Consider the following 18746-nt stretch of genomic DNA (forward strand, 5'->3'; position numbering starts at 1 on the left):
AATGAAAGATATATATTTAGACTACCAGCAGATTTTTAGATACAAAGTTATTTCCATGAGATAAATAACAATCGGGATAATTTTATAGTAGACATGCAAACTTAAGACAATATTACTGAATATAAATGATAAATTAATATAAAAGAATTCCGGAATGATTTCAATGAGGATACTTGGAATTTCAGGCAGCCCGCGAAAGGGCCAGAATTGTGAAAAAATGATCGAAGCAGCCCTTGAACTTGCAAGGGGAAGAGGTTTTGAGACCGAGACGGTTTTTATATCCGTTTCCGAAGTCAGCCCCTGCAAAGCTTGTGGGGCGTGCAGAGAAAATGATTCATGTATAATTGAAGATGATATGGAAGAGATTTATGAGAAGATGAGAGGTTCGGACGGTATAATCGTGGCTTCCCCGGTGTATATGGGGAATTACCCTGCCCAGCTCAAAGCCCTTTTTGACCGCAGCGTTCTCCTGCGCCGTAAAGATCTGGCACTTAAGAATAAAGTCGGAGCAGCTCTCTCAGTGGGAGGTTCAAGAAACGGAGGGCAGGAAAAGACAATTCAGTCAATCCATGACTGGATGCACATTCATGGGATGATAATTACCGGGGACAATGCCCACTTCGGCGGAATCGCCTGCAATCCTGTAGAAGAGGACAGCACTGGAATGCAGACTGTGCTTGAGACCGCAAAAAAGTTATGCGATGTCCTTGAGCTTATCGCAAAAAAATAAAACATTTAAACCAAATAAAACTAAAAAGTTGTTAACAAATTTTGTCCACAATTCAGCCCAAAAGCTGAAATTTACTTTTTTGCAGGAAAGGTGACAGCAGATCTTCGAGGTCAGTCCTATTCCAGCCGGAATCGGGCTCCCCGGTGGGCTGTGACAGATATTTAAACTTTTAACGTTAGATGCCTGAAATCCCTTCTTTTAGCAGTAGCTTTTTTGCAGGATGCTGTAATATAATAATGGGGTCCGGCACATTGGGATTTACCAGGGGGAGAAGGTCAGAGATATTTGAATTATCGGAGACGGATACGACTCAGTGGGGAAGACAAGCCAGGATTGCATATAGGAAAACTTACCAAAGGAAAACTGACCAGAACTAATTGAAACTATCAAAAGCAAGAGGGGTTAATGGATGGAAAACAAGGCAAAAAGTGAAACTACAACAAATGCTGAGAAACAGGAACTTGTCATTACAAGGATTTTCGACGCACCGAGAGAACGTTTATGGGAGGAATGGACTGATCCCGAGCGCATGAAAAAATGGTTGGGACCAAAAGGTTTCACGACACCTGTATGCCAGATAGATCTCCGTGTCGGAGGCAGATATCTTTATTCCATGCGCAGTCCCGAAGGCAAAGATTTCTGGAGTACGGGTACTTATCGTGAGATTCTTATGCCGGAGCGGCTAGTTATGACCGATTCCTTCGCAGATGCAGAAGGAAACGTGGTTCCTGCGACAGACTACGGGATGAGTCCGGATTTTCCGCTGGAGTTACTGGTGACCGTGACATTTGAGGAGTACGACAGCAGTACAAAGCTGACTTTAAAGCATTCCGGAATGCCTGAAGGAGAGATGCGGGAGCAGGCCGAAGCCGGCTGGAACGAGTCCCTTGATAAGCTAGCCGAAAGCCTGAAGTAAGAGCTCGAAAGCGGATAAGAAGATTCGGTTAAGCGGGAAATCGAAGACAATACGGCTTCGGCTGAGAGGGTCTGTTTCAGAGCCGGAGAACCATACAATCAGAATCAGAGGGGAAATAATCGTGACAGAGAGCGAGATACAACAGTCAAGGGCGCCAGATTCCGCACTCAAGCGACTGGATATTTTTGTTGGCAGATGGATTACGGAAGGACATACCTGGGCGACCTCTTCCAGCCCGGCTCTCAGGATAACTGGAACGGATACCTACGAGTGGCTGCCAGGTCGATTTTTCCTGCTCCACCGCGCAGATGTTCAAATAGGCGATGAGGAGATAAAAACTATTGAGATAATCGGCTATGATGCCCTGAGCCAGACCTATCCCATGCACTACTTCGACAACCAGGGAAACTCAGGCACATACCAGGCAAGTGTACGCGACGGCATCTGGACATTTTTAGGGGGATCAGAACGTTCAAAAGTTACATTTAGTGATGACGGCAACACCATAACAGCCAGTTGGGAGCATTCAGATAACGGTTTAAACTGGCTGCCCCTGATGGAGGTGAAGCTAACTAAAGTTGAAGATTTCACTGCACATCCGGGTTATACTGCCCCTGCCAACCAGGACAGAGAAATTGTGCACACTCATTCTGGAAAAAGCGCAAAGAGCAGTGCTGCACCGTTGAATGGTTTAAACATGTACTATGAAATTCACGGCACGGGCAGACCGCTTATTTTACTCCACGGCGGCGTCGGCGCGAGTGAGATGTTCGGTCCCATCCTGCCGAAACTTGCCGAAAACACCCGGGTTGTTACAGTTCATTTGCAGGCTCACGGACGGACTGAAGATATCGACCGGCCATTAAGCTTCGAGCTAATGGCTGATGATATCGCAGCGCTGATTAAGTTTCTTGGAATCGGGAAAGCCGACCTCCTGGGATATTCGCTCGGCGCAGGCGTAGCACTGCAGACTGCCATCCGGCACCCTGAGACGATTCGCAAACTTGTGGTCATCTCGGCACCCTTCAGCAGGGATGGATGGTATCCCGAAGTCCTTGAGGGTATGGCGCATATGGGTCCCGAAGCCGCACAATCTATGAAGCAGACTCCACTCTACCAGCTCTATCCCGATATTGAGTGGGAGGTGCTCTTCACTAAACTGAAGGATCTGCTCAGGCAGGACTACAACTGGTCGAGAGATGTGGCAACGATCAGGGCGCCTATAATGCTCGCCTTCGCGGATGCGGACGCTGTCCGTACGACACATATGGCGGAGTTCTTCGCACTGCTCGGGGGCGGCAAGCAGGACGCAGGTCTCGACGACTCTCTCAGGCCGACTGCGTGGTTAACCATTCTGCCGGGAACGACACACTATAACTTACTCTCCTCCCCCGAACTTGCTTCCCTGGTTACAAGATTTCTCGATGCGCCCATGCCGGATGCTTAGTCTTTATTACGCTTAGCACGCATATTCTATCATCAGGAAGCTCACGGATACATGCTGAAAACAGTAAACATAAAAAAGGTCCCCTGACAAAAGAATAGAACCGGGATAGGTAATACTATTTATGAATTGTGGGGGCCTTATGTCTGTACCTGTAATTGAAAGCGGCTTAAATGGAAATCTGGAAAAGTACCTGAAAAATGTAATACTGGAAAACAGGGATAAAATCTGTAACTATGCAGAACTATCTGCCAGAGAGATATTGCCAATCACGCGCAGGCTTTTCGAAGAAAGAGTTACCCTCGCCTACGACTTCGAAATTTCTCAAATTGTGGAAAAAGAAAGGCACCTGATAATTTACGGGGAAGCAGGTTCGGGAAAGACAAGCACTCTTAAGTGGCTGAGTACTGTATATGCCAGGCAATACCTTGTACAAAAAGAAGGATGTGTTCCAATTTATGTGGCACTCGATTCCTATGCTAAAGGCTCTTTTTATAATTACCTGAAAGCAAAAGTAACGGAAAAAGGCATTTCTGAGGCAGAATTTAAGAAATTGCTCGAAGGAAAAGCCCTGCTGCTGCTGGACGGGCTTGACCTGCTCACACCTTCTGATAACTTTTCCCCTTTTGATGAGGTCTCGGATTTTATTTCCGAGTATGAAGACTGCAGATACGTTGTTGCCTCGAGACCCGACCCTCTTGATGGCTTAAAAGGTACATTTGCACTTTCCGAACTTGAAAAATTGACCGATGAAAAAATCAAACTGTTTATAGCAAAGAATGTCCCTAATAAGCGACAGGCAAAGCTTTTAACAGCCAGGTGTTTAAACGAGATTCATTTAAAACCAATCCTTCGAAACTCTCTACTGCTCTATATCTGGATCAAAATTTCAATGGCTCACATGGGGTTGAGAGAAAAAGCTGAAGATATTCAATACTTTACCCTTGACGATTCTATCCCCTCAAGCCGGGCAGAAATCTACCAGGCATTCATTTCAGAGCTTTTTAAGGGCTGCAGGGTAAGAGAGGAATTTTTCAGGTCTCGAAGCCGACTACCTGTGAAAATAGATTATGAAAGGGCAGGCTCTGAAAGAATACCTCGCGGAAGAATAGATCCTCAGGAACTGAATACTGGAAAGACGGACATAGAAAATATTCTTATGAACCTATCTTTCAGGCTCCAGTGCAGGAACAAGGTTTCATGTAAGTACAGTTATGCCCTTGAGGTGGCAAAAGAATACACGGAATGCAGCAGATCCGGAAAAACAAGAGCCACAAGGTTCCTTCAGGCCTGCTTGGGGCTCGGGCTCCTTATAAGAAAGAGATCTGAGGTAAGGCTTGGAATAAACCGGTCCTTTCAGGAATATTTTGCGGCTTTAAAGCTTAAAACATACTTTGAAAGCGGAATGGATATCTCAAAGGCTTTCAGGCACCCGAGATGGGAAAATGTAATAGTGCTTACCTCGGAGTTAGTAGAATCAGGAGAAGAGTTCGTAAATTCAATCGTTTCAAGTGGGAATTTGCATTTAGCTTCAAAATGTGCTGCGAGAGCCAGCACTGAGACAAAGGGAAAATTGTGTGCCTTACTTGCCAGGAACCTTGATAGTAAATACACCGTAGAGAAAGTAAGGGCTGTCCAGAGCCTGGGGAGGCTGGGAACCTGCGGAATCAGAGCCAATTTAGGAGCACTTGGGGATAAGGATGTAGGGGTAAAAAGAGAGACCGCAAAAGTGCTTGGAGAAACAAGGTCCGAGATGGCACTTGCTCCTCTTGAGACCGCAGTTGGAGACGAAGACTACTCTGTGAGGATAGAGGCTGTAAAGTCTCTCGGGATAATAGGGTCCGAGAGAGCTATCGAGATTCTCAGGAACGCATTTGCGGATAAGAACCGGGCTGTTCGTCTGGAAGCCGCCGAAGCTTTGATGCAGATAGGATCTGAGAAAGCCCTGGAAATCCTTGTTTCTGCACTTGGAGCCAGTGACGATTTCGTCCGTATTGGGGCTATAGGGGCTCTTGGCAGGACAAATTCCAGAAAAGCGGCAGAAGCTCTTATAGAAGCGTTTAAGGAAGAAGACCGGCTTGTCCGGTTAGGAGCCGCCGAAGCTCTGGGTCAGATGAAATCGGAAAAGGCTGTTGAACTGTTCATAAATGCTCTGGAGGACGATGACGAATTTGTACGCTGGATTGCTACAAAGGCGCTCGGGGAAATAAGATCGGACAAAACGTCAGGCACATTCGTCAATATGCTCGGAGATAAAAGTCGCTTTGTTCGAAGGGAGGCCGCAAAGGGGCTGGGTATGGTAGGCTCGGAAAGAACACTTGATCCTCTGGTTTCCGCGCTCTCGGATGAAGATGAGTTTGTAAGAAAGACAGCCGCTGAATCCCTCGGAGAGATAAAGGCTGAGACAGCTGCTAAAACCCTTATAAATAAACTCCACGATCAAAGCCATTTAGTACGGCTGGAAGCTGCAAAAGCCCTGGGCGCGCTCAAGGTCCGCAAAGCCATCGTACCGCTTCTTTTTGCACTGGGGGATGAAAACCGTTTTGTCCGGAGGGAAGCTGCAAGTGCACTCGGGCAGCTCCAATCTGAGAAAGTCCTTGAACCGCTTATCCGTGTTTTTAAGTACGGAGATAGTTTTACAAGGCAGGGGGCAGTAAGAGCCCTGGGACAGATAAATCCCGATGGGGTGCCTGACTGGATATCGGATAAAGTCTTTGATTTCATTGATAACGCGCTTAAAGACGAAGATAAGCTTGTGCGGAGGGAAGCCGCAAAAGCCCTGAGAAATTTATCTGAAAGCAGGCTCGAAAGAGCATTTGAGTCCCTTATCAGCGCTCTTGATAATGAAGATGGTGAGGTCAGGAGACTTGCAGCCGAGTCCCTTGGGCTTTTTGACTGCGAAAGTGCAGTTTCCCAACTGGTTAATGCCCTCAAATCCAGAGACGCAACTGTGCGCCGGTTTGCAGCCGCAACCCTGGGCAGGATAAGATCAAAAGAAGCCCTTCAGCCCCTTATAGAAGTTCTGGTTCTGGATAACAACGGCTCCGTGAGAGAGGAAGCTGCAAAAGCCCTTGGAAAAATAAAGTCCCGAAAAGCTATAGAGCCCCTTATTGACGCGCTGATGGATAGAAACAATGAAGGAAGGTCGGGGGCAGCCGAAGCTCTCGGCCGGATTAAAGCCGGAAATGCAGTGGATCAACTTATTGCTGCTCTTGAGGATCCGGATGACTTCACGCGGCTGGCTGCCGCAAAAGCACTCGGAAGGATAAAAGCGAAGAGTGCCATCGAGCCTCTCATAAACACCCTTTATGACTGGAACCGCTTTGTAAAAGCCGAAGCAGCAGGAGCTCTCAAAAGAGTTTGTGCTAAAGAGGACGAAGTACGCCTGCAGGCTCTACTTGACTCAGAAAACGAATTTGTGGCAAATTTAGCTTTTGAGATCCTGGAAGGCATTGAAATGAAGGAAATCCTGAAAACCCGACTGTGGGAATGTCCAGAGAACATTGCTTCTTACAATAGTCAATACTAAAATGGAAAAGACATTAGCTTTACGGAATATATATTAAAAATTAAAACGCCTGATAGAAAGCCATCGGGTTCGAAAGAGAGACTTTCTATTTATCATTCCTGATTTTCCACTCAAGAAATGTCAGATGTACCCAGAAAAAACCTATAATTAAAAACAAAATCGTAGAAAAAACAGTAATGTATGGGTGCGGTTGAAAATTTCTACCCCAGGACTCGATTAAGCATAAAAGGTACAGGCTACCAAAAATGGCATCGGCGGTATACATGTGCGGTTTATAGATTTTCCTCTTTCCTTCCCTTCGCAGATAATTCTCCCAGCCAAGATCTCCAAAGACCTTATCAGTATCGCATTTGCTGAGGCGGCTGTTTTACCTGTAAATCGAATTTTCAAGCCTGCAAATATACTCACCGGCGTTCAGGATAGAAGCCGTTTCCGCCTTGTAACGATAAGCGTTTGCAGCTATGAGAAGCGGCAAGATGTAAAATAATTCATAGATCTCATACTGAAAAACAAAGCCTAAAATAACAGTGATCCCGCCAACCCCGAGACTGAGAGTTCTAAAGTCCTTTTCCATTTTATCCAGGATCTCTCCTCTCAGGCTTTTGTATTCCTCGAGTGCAAAGCTCTCTTTGTCTGTCGCAACTTCGTTTTTCACACCTTCTTTTGTCGTATCTTCATCTATAGACGGTTTATCTATCATGTTTACCTGAATTTATTTAACAATTGAATTAATTCAGTGGAGTAGGCGTGTTGTAAGCCTGTTTTTTATATTCGCCTCCGCTAATGGCTTAGAGAGGTAAAAGAAGTTTTGAGATAAGCCGGAATATCGCTTTATACTCTATTGCGCTTTAAAAGAATAAGATATTTGTGAACTGAGTTTATCTTTCAAATAATAGAACTAAATTATATTTTACATTCAGCCATCTTTGAGAAGTTACTGCCGTTTTCAGGTATAAAGAAGGAAGAAAAAGAAAAAACAAATGGAAAAGAAGCGATAAAAAGGAAAAAATAGAAAAGAAGAGGCAAAAGTGTAATTGTGGTGTTTTCCGCTTCAAAGAGAAGGAGTCGACTCGTCTTCCCGCAGAAGTTCGGAAAAGAGCATGGAACAGTCCGGGATTTCCTCAATATTTATCATAATCAAATTAATGTAGTAAGGTCCTCCGCGTTTAATGTCCACAGGGGAAGGGTCGACGAATTCCCAGGTATCAGCAGGGTGGTTGAGATAGAAGGTCTCAAGCTCGGGATCATTCGAATGTTTCCTGGAAGGAAAGCCTATGGTATAAATTCTGGATTCTAAGAGAGATTCTGCCCCCGCATCAAGAATAAATGCAAAAAAGAAGTATTCCCCGTGAGGAAGGTCAAGCATGAACTTGACGTCCGTACGAATTTCGGATAACAGGAAGTTCTGCATTCCCTTTCTGTAGACCATAAGAAGCAGCGTCCTGTCGCTAAAAAGAAGTTCCTGGACCGTATCCGGAAGGAAAAGGTCTCCGAAGACCAGCTCAAAATGTTCATAAGTCGGAGCCGTAAAATCATTCCTTATAAACAACAGGCCTTCCTGGCTCAAAAGCGAATAACCCAGATTACCCTCGAAATCAATTATCGGATAATTTCCTGTAGAGACTTCTCCCCAGAACTCATTAAGAGCCTCGTTATCCATCCGGGAAAGCAGATGTACACATGTTCCGACAGAAATATCTTTCAGTACTTAAACCCCCCTCATATGCAGTAAATCACTTTAAATCAAAGGAATATGGGCAAGAACCCTTTTATCAAAACTACAGTAAAGGTAGTTATTCCACATTCAGATTCTAGATACTCCTATTCAAATATTCAAATTACAGTTAATTTACTTAAATTCACGGTTATCATAACCGGATTTACGGGTCATTTTACTTAAATTACACAATATTATACCTAAAGTTTATATACAAATGCTATTATATAAATGCATGACCCGCGAAAAAAAATCTGGAATTTTCAAACTGAATTGAGTATTTCAAAAAATAAAAATGTATAATTTCAAAAGCGCTCAATCAGAAAAAGGAGTTAAAGTCCGGAGGCCTGATTGATAAGTTTTCCACAGAAACAGCCAGACTTTGCAGGAATAATTTTCCATATCAGCGTAATGACGGACATTTCCGGAAAATATCTCCAGGATTTCAGAAATAATAATTCGTATCCGGATTTACCAGAAATTATAAATTCTTCATTTTAAGGGGCTCAGGCCCGTCCTGCTTATCCTGAACATCCGCAAGTATCTCTTCTATACTTGCCCAGATTATCCTGACCTGATTTGCAAACTCATTCTCGTTTGCGTAATCATTGTTGTCAGCATACTCTATCACGGTTTGTTTGTGAAGCATTGCTTTTGTTGCGATATCATTATACGGAAGCCTGCCAAGTACCGGAATACCAGCCTCGGTGCAGAATTTTTCAATCAGGCGGGTATTTTCTTTGTTTATATCATATTTGTTGATGCAGACAAGGGTCGGGATCATGAAATGTGCAGCGAGCTCAAGGACTCTTTTGAGATCATGGATTCCTGAGACCGTTGGTTCGACTATCACCAGAACCAGGTCTGCCCCTGTAATAGCTGCAATAGCTGAGCAGCCTGTGCCTGGAGGCCCATCGATAATAATTAGACCCTTATGGTATTGTTCTGCAAGTTTCTTTGCATTGCTTCGGACGGCGCTTACAAGTTTTCCGCTTGCCTCTTCCCCGATACCCAGCCGTGCGTGAGCCATTGGTCCAAAACGGGTTTCAGAATAAAAAACCTGACCTGAGACTCTTTTTCCCATGTAAACCGCCCCTTCGGAACAAACAATGGTGCAGACTGCACAGCCCTCGCATCTGTAAGGATCAACTTCGAAATTTTCGTTTACTGCCCCATACCTGCAAAATTCTCTGCATTTCCCGCATCCGATACAGAGTTCCGGGTCAATCCTGGAGACCTCAAGGCCAAAATAGTCTTCTTTTTTGAGAATTCCGGGTTCCAGAATAAGGTGCATGTCAGCTGCATCCACATCGCAATCTGCAATAACTGCGTTTTCAGCAAGCGAGGCAAAAGCTGCCGTAAGGGTTGTCTTTCCAGTCCCGCCCTTCCCACTGATTACAGTAAGCTGTATCATATTGTTAGTTCCTCCTTAACCGCAAGCTGGAGTTTTATTGCCTCGGACACGCCGAGAAACTTCTCTCTCCATTCCGGCATTTCTCGAACAAAGGGAATGCCCTGAGAATAGAGTTCTGCAATTTTGCGGTCGTTTGGAATCTTGAGGAGAACCGGGATCCCTTCGGCATTACAGTATTCCTCAACTCTTGAGTCACCTAACCCATACCGGTTAATGATAACCCCAAAAGGAATCTTAATCGTCCTTACAACATCTACTGCAAGCCTGAGGTCATGGAGACCGAAAGGAGTTGATTCCGTCACAAGCACGCAGTAACTCATGCCTTCTACAGAGGCGATAACCGGACAGGCAGTCCCTGGGGGAGCATCGAGAATTGCAATTTTCCTGTCATCGATGTATTTCTTGAGTCTTTTGATAACAGCCGATGTCATAGTTTCCCCGATATTCAAAAGCCCCCTGTAAAACTCCGGGTAACTTTCTCCTTTTGCCTTCTCTATCACTCCAAGGGGCCTCTGAACTTCCCGAATTGCATTTTCCGGACAGAGAACTGTGCATCCCCCGCACCCGTGGCAGAGAGAAGGGAAAAATAGAATTCTGCCAGGAAGTGCAGCCAGGGCGTTATAACGGCAAAAGTCCGAACACTGCCTGCAAATGCTGCATTTTTCCTGATTGATTACAGGCACCGGGCAAACAACATCTTCTACTTTCTCAAGGTCAAAGCCAAGGAAGAGATTACAATTAGGTTCTTCCACATCACAGTCAAAAAGCTGTACATCGGAGAGGGCAAGGGCGAGATTTAAGGAAACCGTGGTCTTTCCTGTCCCCCCTTTCCCGCTTGCAATTACAATCTTCATATTCGGTCTCCATTTATTCCATAGGAGCTGTGATTTCTTCAAGATCCTGAAACCTGTCAAGGACATCTCTGACAGTAGCTGCCCCTTCAGGGATTCGCAGAATTTTTATAAAATTATCCCGGAGCATGTAGAAGGGACCCTCGGCAACCGTTTTTACCGCAATAGCATTTGCCTTTTCCCTGATGACCAAGTCCACAGCTTTTACGCCTCTTTTTTTCTCGGAATTGGAAAACAGATTTTCGAGAATTTTCCAATCTCCCGCCCTGCCTTCTTCAAGCTCTATAAGGAGAAAATAAGGGGCTTTTCCGATGTGCTCCGAAAGCTTCGCTTGAAACCCGCCTCTTTCGAGAACAGGTAGAGCTAGCTTTAAGTTCTTCCTGCGTACTGGCTTCACATTGACAACAATATGTTCCAGGTTTTCCACTTCTTTTTTAACAGCCGTTTTGATATCCTCCGAAAGCAACTCAACTCTTTGCAGGTCGGTTTCGCCTTCCACCTCAACTGTGGCTTCCCCAAAAACCACAAGTCCGGACTTTCGGAGTTTCAGGTCCTCAAGCTCTATCAAGCCAGGGATATTGTATATGTTTTTTCTGATCCTCTCGCTTTCCTCTTCATCAAGCCAGGCATCCATCAGGGTAAGCACGGCATCTCTGGCACTTTCGATCCCCATCTTGAAGATCAAAAGAGAAATTACGATAACGCCGAGGCTGTCAAGTTTCGAAAACCCCAGCATGGAGCCCAGCACTGCCACAACCACAACAAGGGAAGAAAAAACATCCGTATAAGAATGCCTTGCGTCAGTTATCAGGGCCTGAGAGTTGATCCTGATTCCTGCATTTCGTTTGTATATTGAAAGCCCATAGATCATAAGCACGGAAAAGACGGCTGTTGCAAGGGCAAGTCCCTGAAATTCAAATTCGGAGGTGGTATCTACGCCTGTAAAGCCCTCTTTCAGCAGCTCAAAGCCAGAAAACAGGATTAATAGGGATACAAAGAGAGCTACAATGTTTTCTGCTTTGTAATAGCCGTAAGGGAAATGTTTTCCGCCGCTTTTAAGGCTTATCTTGAGTCCGACCCAGACTGCCAGAGAGGCAAAAATATCCAGTCCAGTATGGACAGCATCCGCAAGCAAAACCGTACTCCCGGAGTAAATACCCACAGCCCCTTTAAGAAAAGCAAGGAATGCAAGCGCCAGAGTCGCGTTTCTGGATGCTTTAACCCCGAGTTTTAAGTTCTCCTGTACAATCATTTGAAGACCGTTTAAAGACGAATTCTCGGTTTATCCCGTAGTATAGAATACTGAAGTTGCAGAAAATTAAAGCATTTCCGGCACTCTCTGGAAGCCGTACTCGCATCTCAGTGGTGATGCTCCTCATGCCCATGCTCGGAACAGGAATTCTCATCAGTTGCATTCTGAAGCTTTCCTGTTTTCCAGGCTTCAAACGCATCCCTTACTGTGCCGCCAGCGCCTACAAAAACCTTAATTCCGTAGGATTCAAACATACAAACAGCTTTGAACCCGAGCCCGCCACAGAGCATGATATCAACTCCATTCTGGTTAAGGTATTCAGGAGGAAGTCCGGCACCTTCCATATGCTCGCTGATATTGGGAATTACTGTGACCTGATCGGTTTCCGTATCTATTATGGTGTAGGTGGGAGCTTTTCCAAAGTGCGGCTCAACAATTCCTTCCAGACCATTTTCATCTCTTGTAGGAATACTTACTTTCATAGAATCACCTGCATTTCTTATTATCCTTATCAATCAGTGGTGTTATTATTGCACTGTTTTTTATTCTCAATATTATACAACTATCAGATTATGAAGATGCAAAAAAATTATGCCGTTTTTCATACATGGAGGAACGTGTCTATTAGATTCGGTTTTGCTAACTTTGCCAGGACTGGCACTTACATGCCTCTGCCCATTCCCCTTCCCATGCCACCCCCCTTCATTCCTTTTCCCTTACCGTCTCCTTTTCTCATACCAAAACCCGGAGTGCTGTTGGGACTGCGGATTGATTGAAGTTCTCCAGCCTCATACTGCCTGATAGCCTCCCCAACCGTACCCTTTGCCCCAACCTGAACATCAATACCGAGTTCTGCGAAAATCGAAAAAGCGTTGGGACCTGCACCGCCTGTTAAGAGTACACCGACCCCTGCATTCGCAACAACCTCGGCTGCTTTGATACCGGCGCCGCCGGAAGCTGCTGCATTTACATTTGATATGGATTCTACAGATCCGGTCTCGGGGTCATAAATTATAAAGTAACTGCATCTCCCAAACCTGGGGTCCACTTCGGAGTCGAGACCTTCACTACTGGCTGTTACGCAAATCTTCATTCTTCTTACTCCTCCTATTTTCTTGCGACCATTTATATCCGAGAGTTCTGAAAGTCTATTTTCTCTCATATGAGTGAAAGTATTTATATATTTCCTTTTGGGCAGAAAATTATTGCATTTATTCGAGATTGCATATAATTCCCTGACAAAAAAGTAAAGAATAAGTCCGAAATCTTCGATTCTCTTTTAAAAACAGGATATTAAAAAAATAAAACTATCAAATCCAGGAACAAAACCATGAAGAGTTTCGCTACTGGAACTGGTTTTGTATCCTGCCAGCGCAGAAGCTAAAGTTCTCAGCCCTGGGTTTTAAGTTTTGATTCAAAAACAAACTCTTTCGGTAGAGATCTCAGGAAGAGTTTCCTGAAAGACCTTAAACTGCCAGGATAGAAATTATATTTATAGACCTGTATCCAGTCCTTCATCGAATCCTTATGTTTCGGAAGCCGATCAATCCCCAACCAGCTTTCCGAGGAAATATCCGGGTTTTGCAGCAACGATTTCCACATCAGCATACTGACCGGGTTTTAGATTTGAGCCGCTTATCACAACAGGGCGATAGGAATCCGTACGGGTTAGAACATCCCCTATTTCCGTATATTTCGAGACAAAGGCCCGGCCTTTCCAGCCTATCATCGCCTGCTTCGACTTAAGCTTGACCTGCTCGCAAACTTTATGTAAATCGTGTGAACGTTTAACAGAAATCCGGGAGTCAAGATTACGGAAAGAAAAAGCTTTCGTGTGCGGGCGGGGAGAGTATCTTGATATGTTAACCTTTTCGGGGCGGTATTTCTGTACCCATTCGACAGTTTCTCTGAAGTCCTCATCGGTTTCATCGCAAAAACCAACAATTATGTCGGTGAAGAGAGAGAGATCTTCGAAACGCTCACGGAATTTCCGGATAATAGTGTCCACAGCGTCCATTTTATGCAGGCGGTTCATTTTCCTCAGAACCGGGTGGGAAGCAGACTGAATCGGGAGGTGGAGAAGTTTGAAGATCTTGTCGGAATCAAATGCATCTACAAGATCATCAAGAATAGGAAGGACAGAGAAGGGGTTCATCATTCCGATCCTCACTTTGAAGTCACCGGGAATCTCCGAAATCATGCGCAAGAGTTCAGGAAGTTTGACACCCGTATCCATACCATACTGGCTGTCATCCTGGGAAGTCAGCCAGATTTCCCTGCACCCGTCTGCAACAGCCGCCCGGATATCCTCAACTATCTCATCCGGCGGAAAAGAGCGCAATTTACCTCTTGCATGCTTTACAATGCAGTAAGAGCAGGCAAAATTACAGCCCTGGGAAATCTGGCAGATATGAATATTCGGATTGGAGCGCTCGCGAGGAACATTGAGGAAGCCAACAGGCTCGGAAGTCCGGAACTCAAGGCGTGCCTCTCCGGACAGACACTTTGTTTTTCTCTGCTCAAGCGAGGAAAGGAGCTCACCAAGCCGGGAAACCGCATTTACCCCCAGAATATGGGCTTCGGGATTTGCGTGAAGAATATCCTCAAGCTGCACCTCGGGCATGCACCCGGATACAATTACCTGTGCACCTCGCTCACCCATCCTGCGGAGTTTATGGAGGATCTTTTGTTCCGTGGTGTATTTTACTGTGCAGGAGTTGCAGATATAGACCTCTGCCTGGTCGGCAGCCTCCGGACCCAGCAGTTTGTGTCCGAGCCTTTCAATACTTGCCTTCATTATCTCAGCTGATGCCTGGCTTGCCGAACAGCCAAAACTTTCAAGATAGACCTTCATACTCTAACTCTAAATCCTATGTTTTTTAATTTTATATTTCTTCAAAATGTTTTTTAAAAAAGAACGAAAAAGAAAAAGATAAAGGATTACATGTAAAGAGGAGTGTCCTGCTTATCCTTTATATAAATACTGTCCGTAAACCTCACAGCTCCGGACGCACCCATAGAAATCGTGTGCACCCTTGCATCTCCACTGCCGAACAGGCGGACTTCCCGCAGAAAATGACCTGGAGTTACAGCCGTTGCCGAAAAAATCACGTCATTCCCGGGTACAAGCTTGTCGGTATCAAGGATATCACTGAAGCTCTCAGGAGTAATTCCCATTTTTTCCAGCCTTGGCATTTTTTCCTCGATTTCCTTATCGATCTTATCCTGAGTTTTTCCGTTTGCAACCGTGGGAAGCACAAGCCTTGCCAGAATCTTTCCGCCAAGGATTTTGATTGCAGCAGCTGTAAGCACAGCTTCGCCTGAGCCGCCTGCACCCATTACCATATGAACGCCTGACCCGCGAATCGCGGTTGAAACTCCGGGCATGAGGTCTCCGTCGCCTATCAGCTTTACGCGGGCGCCTGCTTCCCGGATCTCGGTTATTTTCTGGGCATGCCTTGGCCGGTCAAGAATTACAACAACGAGCTCTTCAACACTTCTTTCGAGAGCCTTGGCGACTATCTCAAGGTTGTGCCTGACAGGAGCATCCAGATCAATTCTTTCACCGGGATGTTCTTTTTCATATTGTACTACATCAGGCCCGACAACAATTTTGTCCATGTAAATATCAGGGCCGTGGAAAATTCCCCCCCTTTCCGCCATTGCCATGACTGCAACCGATCCGGGGCTGCCGTCTGCCGTAAGGTTCGTTCCTTCGAGGGGATCTACCGCAATATCGACTTCCAGGTCTCTTTTTCCTGTGCCTACCCGCTCCCCGATGTAAAGCATGGGAGCTTCGTCCCTTTCTCCTTCCCCTATCTTGATTATACCTTTCATATCAAGCTTGTTCAGCATTCTTCGCATAGAGGCGACTGCTACCTGATCGGCAAAACTCTTATTTCCACGTCCCATCTGGTAGGCCGCGGCAATGGCAGCAGCTTCGGTTACCTGAATAAGTCTGGGCAATAACTCACACTCAATAGGCCCCGCACAATCGATCATTTCTTCTACGGTTTTCGGATGAGGTATAATAATCAACTCCCATTTTCTGCTTGCGATGATCTGCTTCCTGATAACGGAATTCTTTTACGCCATCAGACTCTGTATGTTTATGTGATCTCTTAACTCAATACTATATTAAAGAATCTATTGGCCGAACCGGAATCAGGTATTTATGTTATAAGCATTCTTCAAAGAAAGTCCTGTAAGTGGAAGACCTTCACGCAGGCTTTGAAATAAAGCATACAGATAGGAAGTATAAAAAAATGGCTGAAAAATCCTGGCTTTAAAGCACAGGAAAGCCGGGTTTGAGCTGCCAAAAACCTGAGAAAATTATTAAAGAATTAATTTAACGCCTGACCTGAAAAAAAGCTTTAAACATGGTTGAAAATGGAGTCTTACTATATTATTTAAAGGGGAAAAGCACGTGAGAATTCACTGTCTTCAACACCTGAAAAACGAGACCCTCGGAAACATAGGGACGTGGATAACCAGAAAAGGCCACAGGCTTACGAAAACCCTGCCCTGCAAAGCTCCGCTTTTTCCCAATACGGAGGAGTTTGATCTGCTCCTGATAATGGGCGGCACTATGAGCGTTTACCATGAAGAGGAATACTCCTGGCTGAAGCCTGAAAAGGAATTTGTTAAAAAAGTGATAGAAACCGGCAAACCAGTGCTCGGAAGCTGTTTTGGGGCACAGATGATTGCAGACGTGCTGGGCGGAAAAGTCAGGAAAAATCCTTATAAAGAAATAGGATGGCATACGGTACGGTCCGTGGAAGGGAAAAATCCTGGCAAGGTAAAAAACCCGAAACTTCCAGCCTGTATGTCCCAGGAATTTACCGGCTTTATGTGGCACGGGGACACTTTCGAAATTCCGGCATGCGCAATGAGACTTTTTGAAAGTGAGGCCTGCCCGAATCAGGGATTTATCTACAATGGAAACGTTCTAGGGCTGCAGTTTCATCCCGAGGCAAACAGGCAGTGGGTAGGAAACCTTATCAGGGATTCGGGGCACGAGCTTGTTTCAGGAAAATATATCCAATCCGAGAAAGAGATATACGGACAGGAATGCTTTTTTGAAAGTTCAGGAAGCCTGGCTTTCTCCCTCATGGACTGGTTTGAAGAGAATGTAAGTGAAAAATAAGATACTGCGGACGCAGCTTGAAATAAGATTTTACTTTACGAAATCTGCCAGCGCCACCCTTTCAATTACGAGTTCGGGAATATGTTCTTCCCCTGAGGCTTCGATTTCGGCATCCGTAATGCCAAACAGGGAAAGGATTTCCTGCCTTTTGGAATCCGAATAAGCAAGGAGTTCGGAACAGGGCTTTTCTATAATGAGTTTTCGGATTGCAGAGAGAGCCAGAACCAGATTATCCATTTTTCCGAGCAGTACAAAGACTGCATTATTTTCTCCTTCACGCAGCCCTATCGAGAAGCTTCTCTCAATCTGCCTTTCTCCGGAGGCATAACGCATGATCTCAATTCCGGGATCTTTTGCTATGTTTCTGCCCGCAGCAACTGCCCGGAGAGCCTTTCCCACTGCAAAATGAAGGTGTCCTTCACCTGCGATCAGGTCTGCGTTCAAGCCCTGGATAATGACCTCATTCTCGGAAGCTACCGAATTTACTGACTTGAGAAAGTCAGAAAGGCTTGAAATATTTATATTCCCGCAGATTATCTGGATTTCCCTTTGCATTTCCATAGTCCTGCCATAGCGCGGGCTCTACAATAAGGATTTCGGTTGCAGGAGAAGTTCAAGAAAATAGAGACCCGTCAGACAGCAGGTTAATAAAACGAAGGCTTTCTTTCTGGATGGAAATATCTGAAAAATAGGAAATATAAGGGAATAAAAAAAGAGCCGAGAATTCTCAAAAAAGGCCCTCAATTACCAAACATTTGAGAACAACCTCAATCACAATTAACCATAGCACTGCTACTGAAGAAAGAATCAAGAGATTGAGGATGATCTGGCCAACTTTTGTCCGAACCGTTGCCAGTTCATACATCCTGATTCCCATATATAAATATGAATGGACAGTATATAATCATTTGTAAATCTATATACATCCAAATATTTGTACTGCTGAAGTTTAGCGTCAGCGTTCTCCCGTTGTTATTTTTTGATCGCCCTCTTCAATTACTTTGACAAAGTGCCTGTCTGAAAGGTCTTCATCTCCGGACCAGAAGATTGCCTTATGATACTTCCAGGCGTCCGGATCAAATTCAATGATTCCCACATGAATTATAAGCTCAAGGACAAACCAGTAGGCTGCAAGCAGATGCAGTATGCGGATTAATGCTAAAGCATTCATATTAAATGGAGATGCGATAAACCAGAATACAGACAAAATCCACTGTGAGATCGGGATTCCAAGCGGAGCCCAGGTAAGACTGTAAAGCACAATTCCGGTAACTGCTACAAGGAGAATTGCCAGGCTTTCGAAAACGAGAAGGATTTTCATCGCAGGATGAAGTTTCGTGACATAGTGCTCCTCACGCTCGTCATAGATCGTATAAGCCGGATACCTGCCCCTTCCAAAGAAATTTTTTATTGTACCGATGAGGCGTTCTGCATCGTCTTTTCCAAACATATAGGATTCTTTGAAATGCTCTATACGGTGTCTGACGCTGCATTTCTCTCCTTTGCAAGAAAATATGTTATAGGGGACCAGAAGCCAGTTTGAAACCAGGAAAAAAGGTACTGCAATCATATGCCAGGCTCTGGCTGCTTCGAAGGACATAAAACCCCACATAAAATATATTTTAAATCCGGTAATAAGAAGGACAAACATGGAGACGAGATGCACCAGATGAGTGACCCTCTCAAGCCACGTATAGCGTTCAACTATCTTTCTTCTGGAAGCAGGTCTTTCAGCCGATCGTACCAT

General features: G+C 45.0%; 16 protein-coding genes. 5 read left to right on the forward strand and 11 right to left on the reverse strand.

The window, feature by feature from the left end:
- Positions 1-163 precede the first annotated feature (163 nt).
- The 4 genes from EQO05_RS03815 (at position 164) to EQO05_RS03830 (ending at position 6619) form a co-directional block, all read left to right on the forward strand.
- Positions 164-730 (forward strand): flavodoxin family protein, encoded by a 567-nt coding sequence (locus EQO05_RS03815; protein ID WP_128504176.1) that lies wholly within the window; start codon positions 164-166, stop codon positions 728-730.
- A 409-nt stretch (positions 731-1139) separates the two neighbouring features.
- Entirely contained in the window at positions 1140-1646 is a 507-nt protein-coding gene (locus tag EQO05_RS03820; protein ID WP_128503933.1) for an SRPBCC domain-containing protein, read from the forward strand.
- 121 nt (positions 1647-1767) lie between these two features.
- Positions 1768-3093: an alpha/beta fold hydrolase gene (locus tag EQO05_RS03825; protein WP_128503935.1), complete on the forward strand. Its 1326-nt coding sequence runs from the start codon at positions 1768-1770 to the stop codon at positions 3091-3093.
- Positions 3094-3232: 139 nt separating this feature from the next.
- Complete coding sequence (locus tag EQO05_RS03830; RefSeq protein WP_128503937.1) at positions 3233-6619, forward strand: HEAT repeat domain-containing protein; 3387 nt, start codon at positions 3233-3235, stop codon at positions 6617-6619.
- A 367-nt stretch (positions 6620-6986) separates the two neighbouring features.
- Here the strand turns inward: EQO05_RS03830 and EQO05_RS03835 are convergent, their stop codons facing one another.
- The 9 genes from EQO05_RS03835 to glpX all read right to left on the reverse strand — a co-directional run bounded on the left by EQO05_RS03835 (position 6987) and on the right by glpX (position 15882).
- On the reverse strand, positions 6987-7319 hold the full coding sequence (locus tag EQO05_RS03835) for a hypothetical protein (RefSeq protein WP_128503939.1): 333 nt from the start codon (positions 7317-7319) through the stop codon (positions 6987-6989).
- Between the two features lie 351 nt (positions 7320-7670).
- Complete coding sequence (locus EQO05_RS03840; protein WP_240664318.1) at positions 7671-8279, reverse strand: hypothetical protein; 609 nt, start codon at positions 8277-8279, stop codon at positions 7671-7673.
- A 538-nt stretch (positions 8280-8817) separates the two neighbouring features.
- Positions 8818-9750 (reverse strand): ATP-binding protein, encoded by a 933-nt coding sequence (locus EQO05_RS03845; protein WP_128503941.1) that lies wholly within the window; start codon positions 9748-9750, stop codon positions 8818-8820.
- Positions 9747-10604 (reverse strand): ATP-binding protein, encoded by an 858-nt coding sequence (locus tag EQO05_RS03850; RefSeq protein ID WP_128503943.1) that lies wholly within the window; start codon positions 10602-10604, stop codon positions 9747-9749. Before EQO05_RS03850 ends, EQO05_RS03845 begins: the two co-directional genes overlap by 4 nt.
- A gap of 13 nt (positions 10605-10617) precedes the next feature.
- Complete coding sequence (locus tag EQO05_RS03855) at positions 10618-11853, reverse strand: cation diffusion facilitator family transporter (RefSeq protein ID WP_128503945.1); 1236 nt, start codon at positions 11851-11853, stop codon at positions 10618-10620.
- Between the two features lie 107 nt (positions 11854-11960).
- Positions 11961-12335 (reverse strand): NifB/NifX family molybdenum-iron cluster-binding protein, encoded by a 375-nt coding sequence (locus EQO05_RS03860; protein ID WP_128503947.1) that lies wholly within the window; start codon positions 12333-12335, stop codon positions 11961-11963.
- Between the two features lie 179 nt (positions 12336-12514).
- Positions 12515-12946 carry a NifB/NifX family molybdenum-iron cluster-binding protein gene (locus tag EQO05_RS03865; RefSeq protein ID WP_128504180.1) on the reverse strand — a complete coding sequence of 144 codons (432 nt, stop codon included), beginning with the start codon at positions 12944-12946 and terminating at the stop codon, positions 12515-12517.
- A gap of 450 nt (positions 12947-13396) precedes the next feature.
- Entirely contained in the window at positions 13397-14707 is a 1311-nt protein-coding gene (locus EQO05_RS03870) for a tRNA (N(6)-L-threonylcarbamoyladenosine(37)-C(2))-methylthiotransferase (protein ID WP_128503949.1), read from the reverse strand.
- 86 nt (positions 14708-14793) lie between these two features.
- The gene (gene glpX / locus EQO05_RS03875) at positions 14794-15882 is read right to left on the reverse strand and encodes a class II fructose-bisphosphatase (protein ID WP_128504182.1); all 1089 of its coding nucleotides are present in this window, start codon (positions 15880-15882) and stop codon (positions 14794-14796) included.
- A 397-nt stretch (positions 15883-16279) separates the two neighbouring features.
- Here glpX and EQO05_RS03880 point away from each other — a divergent pair, with 397 nt between their 5' ends.
- Entirely contained in the window at positions 16280-16999 is a 720-nt protein-coding gene (locus EQO05_RS03880; protein WP_128503951.1) for a type 1 glutamine amidotransferase, read from the forward strand.
- A 30-nt stretch (positions 17000-17029) separates the two neighbouring features.
- On the opposite strand, the gene cgi121 is transcribed toward EQO05_RS03880, so the two are convergent.
- Positions 17030-17554 (reverse strand): KEOPS complex subunit Cgi121, encoded by a 525-nt coding sequence (gene cgi121 / locus EQO05_RS03885; RefSeq protein WP_128504184.1) that lies wholly within the window; start codon positions 17552-17554, stop codon positions 17030-17032.
- A gap of 400 nt (positions 17555-17954) precedes the next feature.
- Positions 17955-18746: a cytochrome B gene (locus EQO05_RS03890; protein WP_128503953.1), complete on the reverse strand. Its 792-nt coding sequence runs from the start codon at positions 18744-18746 to the stop codon at positions 17955-17957.

The sequence above is a fragment of the Methanosarcina sp. MSH10X1 genome (assembly GCF_004099695.1).
In the GTDB taxonomy this organism is placed as follows: Archaea; Halobacteriota; Methanosarcinia; order Methanosarcinales; family Methanosarcinaceae; genus Methanosarcina.

Coding starts and splice junctions, on each gene's coding strand:
- EQO05_RS03845 (WP_128503941.1), bottom strand. CDS start 9,750: ATGATACAGCTTACTGTAATCAGTGGGAAGGGCGGGACTGGAAAGACA.
- EQO05_RS03840 (WP_240664318.1), bottom strand. CDS start 8,279: ATGGATAACGAGGCTCTTAATGAGTTCTGGGGAGAAGTCTCTACAGGA.
- EQO05_RS03870 (WP_128503949.1), bottom strand. CDS start 14,707: ATGAAGGTCTATCTTGAAAGTTTTGGCTGTTCGGCAAGCCAGGCATCA.
- EQO05_RS03855 (WP_128503945.1), bottom strand. CDS start 11,853: ATGATTGTACAGGAGAACTTAAAACTCGGGGTTAAAGCATCCAGAAAC.
- EQO05_RS03860 (WP_128503947.1), bottom strand. CDS start 12,335: ATGAAAGTAAGTATTCCTACAAGAGATGAAAATGGTCTGGAAGGAATT.
- EQO05_RS03890 (WP_128503953.1), bottom strand. CDS start 18,746: ATGGTACGATCGGCTGAAAGACCTGCTTCCAGAAGAAAGATAGTTGAA.
- EQO05_RS03850 (WP_128503943.1), bottom strand. CDS start 10,604: ATGAAGATTGTAATTGCAAGCGGGAAAGGGGGGACAGGAAAGACCACG.
- EQO05_RS03820 (WP_128503933.1), top strand. CDS start 1,140: ATGGAAAACAAGGCAAAAAGTGAAACTACAACAAATGCTGAGAAACAG.
- EQO05_RS03865 (WP_128504180.1), bottom strand. CDS start 12,946: ATGAAGATTTGCGTAACAGCCAGTAGTGAAGGTCTCGACTCCGAAGTG.
- EQO05_RS03835 (WP_128503939.1), bottom strand. CDS start 7,319: ATGATAGATAAACCGTCTATAGATGAAGATACGACAAAAGAAGGTGTG.
- cgi121 (WP_128504184.1), bottom strand. CDS start 17,554: ATGCAAAGGGAAATCCAGATAATCTGCGGGAATATAAATATTTCAAGC.
- EQO05_RS03815 (WP_128504176.1), top strand. CDS start 164: ATGAGGATACTTGGAATTTCAGGCAGCCCGCGAAAGGGCCAGAATTGT.
- EQO05_RS03830 (WP_128503937.1), top strand. CDS start 3,233: ATGTCTGTACCTGTAATTGAAAGCGGCTTAAATGGAAATCTGGAAAAG.